8 protein-coding genes are annotated in these 10,534 nt (G+C 73.0%); 6 read left to right on the forward strand and 2 right to left on the reverse strand.

The genetic code is table 11. From position 1 onward, the window contains the following. Positions 1–667: 667 nt before the first annotated feature. Positions 668–1,390: a hypothetical protein gene (locus ACSNN7_RS27430; protein WP_436683922.1), complete on the reverse strand. Its 723-nt coding sequence runs from the start codon at positions 1,388–1,390 to the stop codon at positions 668–670. 102 nt (positions 1,391–1,492) lie between these two features. On the opposite strand from ACSNN7_RS27430, the gene ACSNN7_RS27435 reads away from it, so the two are divergent. Next, positions 1,493–1,861, forward strand: a complete 369-nt coding sequence (locus ACSNN7_RS27435; protein ID WP_334458266.1) for an ArsC/Spx/MgsR family protein — start codon at positions 1,493–1,495, stop codon at positions 1,859–1,861. A 15-nt stretch (positions 1,862–1,876) separates the two neighbouring features. Here the strand turns inward: ACSNN7_RS27435 and ACSNN7_RS27440 are convergent, their stop codons facing one another. Further along, complete coding sequence (locus ACSNN7_RS27440) at positions 1,877–2,056, reverse strand: hypothetical protein (protein WP_179806561.1); 180 nt, start codon at positions 2,054–2,056, stop codon at positions 1,877–1,879. 31 nt (positions 2,057–2,087) lie between these two features. Between ACSNN7_RS27440 and ACSNN7_RS27445 the strand changes: the two genes are divergently transcribed. The 5 genes from ACSNN7_RS27445 (at position 2,088) to pulA (ending at position 10,497) form a co-directional block, all read left to right on the forward strand. Further along, entirely contained in the window at positions 2,088–2,750 is a 663-nt protein-coding gene (locus ACSNN7_RS27445; RefSeq protein ID WP_436683924.1) for a hypothetical protein, read from the forward strand. A gap of 37 nt (positions 2,751–2,787) precedes the next feature. Continuing rightward, complete coding sequence (locus ACSNN7_RS27450; RefSeq protein WP_436683926.1) at positions 2,788–3,177, forward strand: hypothetical protein; 390 nt, start codon at positions 2,788–2,790, stop codon at positions 3,175–3,177. A 200-nt stretch (positions 3,178–3,377) separates the two neighbouring features. Beyond that, positions 3,378–4,049, forward strand: a complete 672-nt coding sequence (locus tag ACSNN7_RS27455; protein ID WP_436683928.1) for a cellulose binding domain-containing protein — start codon at positions 3,378–3,380, stop codon at positions 4,047–4,049. A 106-nt stretch (positions 4,050–4,155) separates the two neighbouring features. Then, positions 4,156–4,848 carry a cellulose binding domain-containing protein gene (locus tag ACSNN7_RS27460; RefSeq protein WP_436683929.1) on the forward strand — a complete coding sequence of 231 codons (693 nt, stop codon included), beginning with the start codon at positions 4,156–4,158 and terminating at the stop codon, positions 4,846–4,848. 150 nt (positions 4,849–4,998) lie between these two features. Beyond that, positions 4,999–10,497, forward strand: a complete 5,499-nt coding sequence (gene pulA, locus ACSNN7_RS27465) for a pullulanase-type alpha-1,6-glucosidase (protein WP_436683931.1) — start codon at positions 4,999–5,001, stop codon at positions 10,495–10,497. Positions 10,498–10,534 lie beyond the last annotated feature (37 nt).

Genomic DNA, 10,534 nt, shown 5'->3' on the forward strand with positions numbered 1-10,534 from the left:
CACGACACCGCCGGGGGACGGCACCACGCGTGAAAGGGAAAGTCAAAGAAGAGGGATCTGTCCGGCGGCCACACACAAGGGCGGCGCTGCTCGGATGTCCAGGGGATGTAACCAACCCGGAAGGCACCGCATTCCACGAACCTCGACCCGGGGGCGGCTCAGATGGTGCCGGGGATGTAACCGACCCGGGAGAGTCCGCATTCCACGAGCCTCAACCCGGGGCCTGTTCGGCTGGTGCTGGGGGATACAACCGGGCTCGGGGGCGTGGCATTCCCGGAGGCTGCTCGACCGGGTGGTCGGACATGCAGCCCATCGGGCCGCGAGATCGCGAGCGACCTCACCTTTGGGTGCGTTTGTGGTCGTCATCGCGACATGAAATGCACCCAATCTTCCGCGCCACCCCGCCGCGGGGCGCAAAGAGCGCCGGAGGCCGCATGGTCGCCGAGCACTCCACCGCCTAAGAACCCGACAGCGAGGGTCAAACCGGCCATCGGGCGACCGCCCGCCGAACTCACCCCGGACGACCCGAAGGAATCGCAGGGCGCGGGCGCAGCCTCGATCGAGGGTTGGGGCCGGCAACCGCCCCAACGCCGGGTCGGCGGCGCACCGTGGCCGCGTGGCGTCCGGCCAGGCGGGGGAGTTCGCCGACCGCGCCGACCGGGCAGTGCTAGGCGTCGCGCAGCAGCGCGACCACACTGTCGCGGGCCGCGCGCACGGCGTCCCGGGACTGGTCGGTGTGGTCCAGCACGTCGAATCCGTGCTGTCCGTCCGGTACGTCGAGGACCCGCACCGACCGGCCGGCGACTGCCGCCGCGGCGGTGAACGCGTCGAACCCGGCCAGCAGCGGCGGCATGTCCCGACCGGCCCGCACCAGCAGGATCGGCAGGTCGCCGGCGGACGCGACGGCGTCGACCGGGCGGAACCGGGCGTCGACCTCCCAGCCGGGCAACGGCACCAGCAGCGGATAGGTGCCGACCAGCCCGCGCAGCCACGACGGCGCGTCGCGCAGCCAGTCGGCCATCAGCAGCCCGCCGCCGGAGAAGAACCAGAGCACCAGCCGGTCGGCGTCGACCCGGGCATCGGCACGGACCTGCGCGACGGCCGCCGCGACGTCCTCGGCCGCGCCCGGGAAGCCGGTCCGCTCGTCCACGCGGTAGCTGACGACGGCGGCGACCAGGCCCTGCTCGGCCACGAGGGCGCCGTAGCCCCGATAGAGCAGCCAGTCGCGCGGGTCGGGCATGCCGGGCGGCAGCGGGGCGCCGTGCACCAGCACGACGGCCGGCCGGGGCCCGTCACCCGCCGGCAGGTGCAGATCCACCCGGCCGTGCCGCTCGACGGGGGCGGCCGGCGGGGAGAGCACGAACGGCGTCTGGTCGAACGACGTGGCCATGCCGGGATGGTAGCCGGGAAACCGCTGCTCCGATGCCCCGTTCACCGTCCACAGGGGAGCCAGAGTGGGCGGGTCGGCGGGTGCTCTGCCACCATGTCGGTCATGGAGATCTGGGACAACCCGTCCTGCTCGAAGAGTGCCGGTGCACGCGCCGCGCTCGACGAGGCGCGGGTGCCGTACCGGCTGCGGGCGTACCTGGAGCAGCCGCCGAGCGCGGCCGAGCTGACCGAGGTGCTGGGCCGGCTGAACGCCCGCGCCTGGGACGTGTGCCGCACCGGGGAGCCTGCCGCCGTGGCGTCGGGCATGGCGGACTGGCCCCGGGACGACGCCACCGAGCCCCGCTGGATCGAGGCGATGGTGGCGCATCCGGAGCTCATCCAGCGGCCGATCCTGCTGCTCGACGACGGCAGCGCGCTGGTCGGTCGTACCCCCGAGGCGCTCGACGAGGCGCTGCGCCGCGCCGGCGGCTGACCCGCGACCGCCGGGTCAGGCCTGCTCGCCGGCCGGCGTGCCGTTCCCCGCGGCCTGCGCGTGCCGCTCGCGCAACCGGTCCCGGATCTCCTCCGGCGTGTACGACCGGCGGCGCCGCTCGGCGCGGGCGATGACCACCCCGGACGCCGCGACCCCGGCCAGGCCGGCCAGACCGAGTACCTTCCACCACCGCATCCGTTGCCGCATCGGCCTAGGGTAGACGCTCATGAGCATCAGCCTGGACGAGGCCGTCGATCTGACCCGTACCGGAGACGTGTGGGTGTTCCGCGGCCGGAGCGTGCCCGACCGGGCCATCCAGCTCACCACGAACAGCCCGGTCAACCACGTCGGCATGGCGGTGGTGCTGGACGACATGCCGCCCCTGATGTGGCACGCCGAGCTGGGACGGTCGCTGCCGGACATGTGGACCGGCAGCCACCAGCGCGGCGTGCAGCTGCACGACCTGCGCGACGCGGTCTGCGTCTGGGCCAACCGGTACGGGCAGCGCGCTTGGCTGCGCCAGCTCGACCCGCCGGCCGACGCCACGATGGAGCAGGCGGTGCTGCGCACCGTCGCCCGGCTCGACGGCACCCCCTTCCCCTCCACCGCCCAGCTCGCCTGGCGGTGGGCCCGGGGCCGGGTGCCGCAGGTCAGGCTGCCGCTGCCCGGGCGGCGGGACTCCTCCGCCGGGTCGGTGCGCGACCGGGCGCTGGAGACCGCGTACTGCGCCGAGGTGGTGGCGGTGACCTACGAGGCGATGGGGCTGCTGCCGGCCGGTCGCCGTCCGAACTGGTACGACCCGGGCCGGTTCTGGAGCGGCGACGACCTCGACCTGGCCGGGCAGGCCAAGCTCGGCGCCGAGATCGAGGTGCACATCCCGCCGCGCTGAGGTTTGCCGTCGTGCGGCGGCGGCAATTGGTGACGCCGTGAGAGCCTCCACCGATCTCGACACGCTGACCGACTTCTTCGACCGGTACGGCGTGGCGCTCACCGCCGGCGACGTACCCGCCCTCGCCGGCTGCTACGCCCTGCCCGGGCTGGTGGTCGCCGACACCTACAGCTTCTCGTTCAGCACCCTGGCCGCCGTCGCGCTCTCCTTCGTCGGCGCCGCCCCGGGCTACCAGGAGCAGGAGCTGATCGCGGCGAACGCCCTGATCGAGGACGTGCAGCCGGTCGCCGCGCTGCTGACCATGGTGGCCGTGCAGTGGGAGTTCCTGGACAGCCAGGGCCGAGCCGTGCCGGGCGAGCGGTACCGCTACCTGCTGCGCACCACCGAGGACGGTCCGGCGATCTGCACCGTCATCCGCGCCGGTTGACCGCCGCCGCCGTCGGCCACGGTGGTTCCGACCGTGCGTGGACGGCATCGGTGTGGACACCCGATCGGACCCGAACCGGCTTCACGTGACCAGCCGTTTTCCGGCCGCTGTCGGCCGGACGGGTCGTACCGGGCGGCCCCGCTGCTGTCCGCCGGCGGCGCTGGCTACGCTGGCGCGTCTGCTCGGACAAGGGAGACCTCATGTCAGACCGCTCGGCCCCGCGGCCGGAGGCGCGATCCGCACCCGCCGTACTGGCGTCGGTGCCGTGGATCGTCGTGCTGCTCGGGGTCGGTCTGCTCGCCGTCCTGCTGGTGTTCGCCCTGCTCTCTCTCCGCGGACCGGAGCATCCGGCGGCACCCGAGCCGGCGCCGCCGATGTACCTGCCGCGGATGCCCTCCGTGACGTCGTCCGCGACGGCGCCCGCCGACGCCCCGGTGGTCGCCGTGGACACCACTCCGTCGCGGACGGCCACCGCCACGCCGTCGCCGCGCGCCAGCATCCGCCGGCCCGCCGCGACGCCGAGCACCCGCGCGCCGGCCCCGGCCGGTTCCGGCCGGGTGAGCGCGCACTACCAGGCCACCTCCAGCGACCGCGACTCGTTCTCCGCCCAGTTGACGGTGCGCAACACCACCGGCGAGGCCCGGGAGTGGCGGGTCGAGCTGCTGTTCACCGGCAACGTCAAGTCGATCCGGGCGTCGTCGAGCTCGGGGTTGTCGGTGCGTACCCAGGGCAGCGGCTGGTTCGTGCTGAGCGGCACGAGTCCGCTGCCGGCGGGGGAGAGCGCTGTGGTGTCGTTGACGTTCGGCCGCAGTGGCAGCGGCGACCAGCCGGGCCAGTGCACCGTCAACGGGGCCGACTGCACCATCGGCTGAGCGCCGGTGCACTTCGTACGGTCGGGCGGATTCGTGATGGTCCTGGCACTGTCCGACATGGCCGATAATGGCTACGCTCTCCGGACCGCTCGGAGGAGGAAGCGTAATGTCCGGTACGCGTCGCCGCACGTCCCGGGGCGCCACCGCGCTCGCCTCGTCGCCGTGGGTCGTGGTGGCCACCGGGGTCGTGGTGATGGTGGTGCTGCTGGTCGTCGCGCTGGCCGCGTCCCGCAGCCGGGAGCCCGGGTCGGCCCGGCCGGCTGACCTGCCCGCCACCGTGGCGCTGCCGGAACTGCCGTCGCGTTCGCCGTCGCGGGCGGCGGCGGTCGCCGTGCCCGCTCCGGTCGTCCCGGGGCTGTCCCCGCGCCGCAGCGACCCACCGCCGGATGCGACGCCCAGCGCCGGCCCCGCCTCCTCCGCCGCAGGTGCGGGCGCGCAGCCCGGATCGGCCCCGTCGCCCCCGCCCCCGCCCGCGTCGCCGGTCACCGGGCGGTACCGGGTGACGGAGGCCTGGGGCGACGGCTTCATCGGCGAGGTGCTGGTCAGCAACGCCGCCACCGGTCGGCGCCCCTGGACGGTGCGGCTGGTGCCGCCGGCCGGCAGCCGTCTGGTCACCTCCTGGGTGGAGGGTGCGCCGCAGGGCAGCGGCCGGATGTCCGACGGCGTCTTCACGTACAGCAGCGGAGCGGACCTCGACGGCGGCGCGTCCGTGGCGCTGCGGTTCCACTTCGAACGCGCCGCTGGCAACACCCGGCCGAGCGGGTGCGCCGTCGACGGCAACCCCTGCACCGGGCTCTGATCCGCCCTCCAGGTCACCCTCCCGTACGGCCGCGATGACGGCTGGTTCCGCAAGACGGCTGCTTTGTTACGACTCGGTTTGCAAGGTATTGCAGAATGTTTCGGCAAGAGCTAGCGTGCGGGCGAATCAGCGACCAGAGGAAGGCCGTCGATGAAACCCCCGCCGATGTCTCGCAAGGCACTGCTCGCTTTGGTCTCCACCCTCACCCTCGCCCTCGTCGGAGCCCCGGTCGCCGTCCAGCAGCTCGGCGCGGACGCCACCGGCCGGACCCCCACCGTCGACGCCCTCGCGGCGGCCGGCGCCGCCCAGTGGGGCGCCGAGCCCTCGACCGAGGCTCTGCTCAAGGCGGGCGCCGGCACCGGGCGCGCCGAGCAGTTCTACTTCGTCCTGCCGGACCGGTTCGCCAACGGCGACCGGCGCAACGACTCCGGCGGGCTCACCGGCGACCGCCTCCGTACCGGCCTGGACCCGAAGGACAAGGGCTTCTACCACGGTGGCGACCTCAAGGGTGTCATCGACAAGCTCGACTACATCCAGGGCCTGGGCACCACCGCCATCTGGCTCGCCCCGATCTTCAAGAACCGTCCGGTGCAGGGCAGCGGCACGGACGTCTCGGCCGGCTACCACGGCTACTGGATCACCGACTTCACCCAGGTCGACCCGCACTTCGGCACCAACGAGGAGATGCGGAAGCTGGTCAAGCTCGCCCACCAGCGCGGCATCAAGGTCTACCTTGACGTCATCGTCAACCACACCGCCGACGTCATCAAGTACGCCGAGGACAAGTACGCGTACGTCGACAAGAAGACCTCGCCGTACACCGACGCGCAGGGGCGCGCCTTCGAGGACCGCAACTACGCCGACGGCACCCGGGACTTCCCGAAGGTGAACGCGGACGCGGGCCCGTACACCCCCACCTTCGCCAACGCGGCCGACGCGAAGGTCAAGGTGCCGGCCTGGCTGAACGACCCGACGATGTACCACAACCGGGGCGACTCGACCTTCGCCGGCGAGAACAGCGAGTACGGCGACTTCTTCGGCCTGGACGACCTGTGGACGGAGCGCCCCGAGGTGGTGCGCGGCCTGACCAAGGCCTACGGCGACTGGATCGCCGGCACCGGCGTCGACGGCTTCCGCCTCGACACCGTCAAGCACGTCAACCTCGGCTTCTGGCCGCAGTTCAGCCGGGGCATCAAGCAGGCGGCCGACGCCGCCGGCAAGAAGGACTTCTTCATGTTCGGCGAGGTCTACAGCGCCGACCAGGAGGTTGCCTCGACCTACGTGCGGCGCGGCGGGCTGCCGGCCACCCTGGACTTCTCCTTCCAGGAGGCCGCGCGCGGCTACACCGCCGCCGACGGCTCGGCCAAGGCCCTCGCCGACGTGTACGCCCGCGACGACCTGTACGCCGCCCGGGACACCGGCGCCAACCGGCTGACCACCTTCCTCGGCAACCACGACATGGGCCGGATCGGCTCGTTCATCGCGGCCGCTGGTGGCGACGACGCCACCCAACTGCGCCGTGACCAGCTCGCCCACCAGCTGATGTTCCTCACCCGGGGCCAGCCGGTCGTGTACTCCGGCGACGAGCAGGGCTTCACCGGCCCCGGCGGGGACAAGGACGCCCGCCAGGACATGTTCGCCACCAAGGTGGCGGAGTACCTCGACGACGACCTGATCGGCACCGCCCGCACCCACGCCGGCGACCAGTACGACACCACGCACCCGCTCTACCGCACCATCGCGGAGCTGGGCCGGCTGCGCCAGGCCCACCCAGCGCTGCGCGACGGCGTCCAGGTCACCCGGTACGCGGCCGACGGCCCCGGCGTCTTCGCCTTCTCCCGGATCGCCCCGGCCGACCGCACCGAGTACGTGGTGGCCGTGAACAACGCCGCCACCGCGCAGACCGTCTCCGTCGACACCTGGTCGGCCGGCACCGCCTTCACCGGCATCTACGGCGGCGCGGCCGCCTCGACCGCCGGGGCGGACGGCAAGCTCAGCCTGACCGTGCCGCCGATGGCCGCCGTGGTCCTCAAGGCCGGTCGAGCCGTCCCGCAGGCCACCGCCGCGCCGAGCGTCACCATCACCGCGCCCGGCGCCGACCCGGTCGCCACCCGGGCCGCCGTCACCGCGCAGGTCACCGGCGACCCGCTGGCCACCGTCACCTTCGCCGCCCGGGTACCCGGTGGCAGGTGGACGCTGCTGGGCAGCGCGCACGCTGCCCCGTACACCGTCCACCACGACCTGACCGGGCTGCCCGGCGGGACGAAGGTCGAGTACAAGGCGGTCGTCCGCGACGGCAAGGGGCGTACCGCCGCCACCCGCTCCACCGGCGTGGTGGGCACCCCGGCGCAGAGCGCGGCCCGGGACTGGGCGGTCGTGCACTACCAGCGCCCCGCCGGCGGGTACGACGACTGGGGCCTCTACGCCTGGGGCGACATCGACCCGGCGTACGCCACCGAGTGGCCCAAGGGTCAGCCGTTCGCCGGTGAGGACTCCTACGGGCGGTTCGCCTGGGTCAAGCTGAAGCCGGGGGCCAAGTCGGTCGGCTTCCTGGTGGTCGACAAGAACGGCAACAAGGACGTCGCCAACGACCGCACCATCGACGTGACGCAGACCGGCGAGGTCTGGGTCAAGCAGGGCGACCCGACCCTCTACCCGACCCGGCAGGCCGCCACCGGCGAGCCCGACCCGGCGGTCGACCAGGGCACCGCGCTCATCCACTGGCGCAAGGCCGACAACGACTACGCCGGCTGGGGCCTGCACCTCTGGGACGGCGCCGCCAACCCGACCGACTGGGCCAACCCGCTGCAGCCGGAGAAGATCGACGCCTTCGGCGCGGTCTTCCGGGTGCCGCTGACCGCGGGCGCGACCGGGCTCAGCTACATCATCCACAAGGGCGACACCAAGGATCAGCCCGACGACCAGCGGCTGGACTTCGCCAGCGCCGGACGTGAGGTCTGGCTGCTCGCCGGGGTCAAGGGCCGGCTCCTGCCGCCCAGCTCCTCCGGCCCGGCCCGGGACCTCGACATCACCAAGCAGAAGGCGCACTGGATCGACCGGTCCACCGTCGCCTGGTCGACCGGCCCGACCGACGGCAAGCAGTACGCCCTGGTGGCCGCCCCGGCCGGCGGGCTGAGCATCGCCGACGGCGAGCTGGCCGGGACGTACACCTCACTGCCGCTGCGGGCGCAGCGCAACGGGCTCACCGAGGCCCAGCGCGCGGCCTTCCCGCACCTGTGGTCCTACCGCACGTTCAGCCTGGACCGGGCCGACCTGGCCAAGGTCCCGGCGGCGCTGCGCGGGCAACTGGTGGTGACCGAGCGGGACGCCAAGGGCGCGCTGCTCGGGGCGACCGGCGTGCAGATCCCCGGTGTGCTCGACGACGTCTACGCCCGGGCCACCGACGCGAAGCTGGGCGCCACCTTCGCCGGCCGGGTGCCCACCCTCGCCGTCTGGGCGCCCACCGCCCGGACGGTGTCGTTGCAGCTCTTCGACTCGCCGACGGCCGCACCGCGGATCGTGGCGATGAGCCGCAACGACCGCACCGGCGTCTGGTCGGTGCGCGGCACCAAGGCGTGGGCCGGGAAGTACTACCGCTATCAGGTCGAAGCCTGGCAGCCGGCGACGCAGAAGGTGGTCACCGCCTCGGTGACCGACCCCTACTCGGTGGCGCTCGCGCCGGACTCGACGCACAGCCAGATCGTCGACCTGTCCGACCCGGCGCTGGCCCCGTCCGGCTGGGCGAAGCTGCGCAAGCCGCCGGCGGTGCCGGCGTCGAAGGCGCAGATCTCCGAGCTGTCCGTGCGGGACTTCTCGATGGCCGACGGCACGGTGGCACCGGAGAAGCGGGGCACCTACCTCGCCTTCACCGACCCGAACACGGCCGGCATGAAGCACCTCAAGGCGCTCGGCGACGCCGGAGTCAACTACCTGCACCTGCTGCCGGCGTTCGACTTCGCCACCATCCCCGAGAAGCGGGCCGATCAGCAGCAGCCCGACTGCGACCTGGCGAAGCTGCCGCCGGACTCCGACCAGCAGCAGGCGTGCGTGGCGAAGGTCGCGGAAAGGGACGGCTACAACTGGGGGTACGACCCGCTGCACTACACCGTGCCGGAGGGCGGCTACGCCGTCGACCCGGCCGGGGCGAAGCGGACCACCGAGTTCCGGCAGATGGTCGCCGGGGTCAACGGGGCCGGGCTGCGCGTGGTGATGGACGTGGTCTACAACCACACCTCGGCCTCCGGGGCGGACCCGAAGTCGGTGCTCGACCAGGTGGTGCCGGGGTACTACCACCGGCTGCTGGAGGACGGCAGCGTCGCCAACTCGACCTGCTGCGCCAACACCGCCCCCGAGCACGCCATGATGGGCAAGCTGGTGGTGGACTCCCTGGTCACCTGGGCCAAGGCGTACAAGGTGGACGGCTTCCGCTTCGACCTGATGGGTCACCACCCGAAGGCGAACATCCTGGCCGTGCGGGCCGCGCTCGACCAGCTCACCCCGGCTCGCGACGGCGTGGACGGCAGGAAGATCCTGCTCTACGGCGAGGGCTGGAACTTCGGCGAGGTCGCCAACGACGCCCGGTTCGTGCAGGCCACCCAGGCCAACATGGCCGGAACCGGCATCGGCACCTTCAACGACCGGCTCCGCGACGCGGTGCGCGGCGGCGGCCCCTTCGACGGCAACCCCCGCGTCCAGGGCTTCGCCTCCGGTCTCTACACCGACCCCAACGGCGACACCGTGAACGGGACGGCGGCCGAGCAGAAGGCGCGGCTGCTGCGCCACCACGACCTGATCAAGGTGGGTCTCGCCGGCAACCTGCGGGGCTACCGGTTCACCGACTCGTCGGGCCGGCAGGTCACCGGCGCCCAGGTGGACTACAACGGCTCGCCGGCCGGCTACACCGCCGCGCCGGGAGAGGCCGTCACCTACGTCGACGCGCACGACAACGAGATCCTGTACGACGCGCTGGCGTACAAGCTGCCGCAGGGCACCTCCGTGACGGACCGGGCGCGGATGCAGGTGCTGGCGTTGGCGACCACCACCTTCGGACAGGGGGCGGGCTTCGTCACCACCGGCTCCGAGCGGCTGCGCTCGAAGTCGCTGGACCGCAACTCGTACAACTCGGGTGACTGGTTCAACCAGATCCGGTGGGACTGCGCGCAGGGCAACGGGTTCGGCGCCGGCCTCCCGCCGGAGCAGGACAACAAGGACAAGTGGCCGTACGCGAAGCCGCTGCTGGCCGACCCGAAGCTGGTGCCGGACTGCGCCGCGATCAACCTGGCCGACGCCCGGTACGCGGAGCTGCTGCGGATCCGGGAGTCCTCGCCGGTGTTCGGGCTGGCCACCGCCGGTCAGGTGCAGCGGCGGGTCGCCTTCCCGCTCTCGGGCGAGAACGAGACGCCGGGCGTGCTGACCATGACCCTGGACGCCCGCGGGCTGGACGGGAAGTGGCGGTCGCTGACGGTGGTCTTCAACGCCACCCCGGAGGCGGCCCGGCAGCAGGTGACCGCCCTGCGCGGGGCGGACGTGTCGCTGCACCCGGTGCTGCGGGAGTCCGCCGACCCGGTGCTGCGGACGTCCTCGTTCGACCGGGCGACCGGCACGTTCACCGTGCCGGCCCGCAGCGTGGCGGTCTTCGTCCAGCGCTGACCCGACGAGGGTCCGGCCCCCTGCCACGAAGTGGCAG

It is taken from the genome of Micromonospora sp. URMC 105 (assembly GCF_051386295.1).
Classification (GTDB): Bacteria; Actinomycetota; Actinomycetes; order Mycobacteriales; family Micromonosporaceae; genus Micromonospora.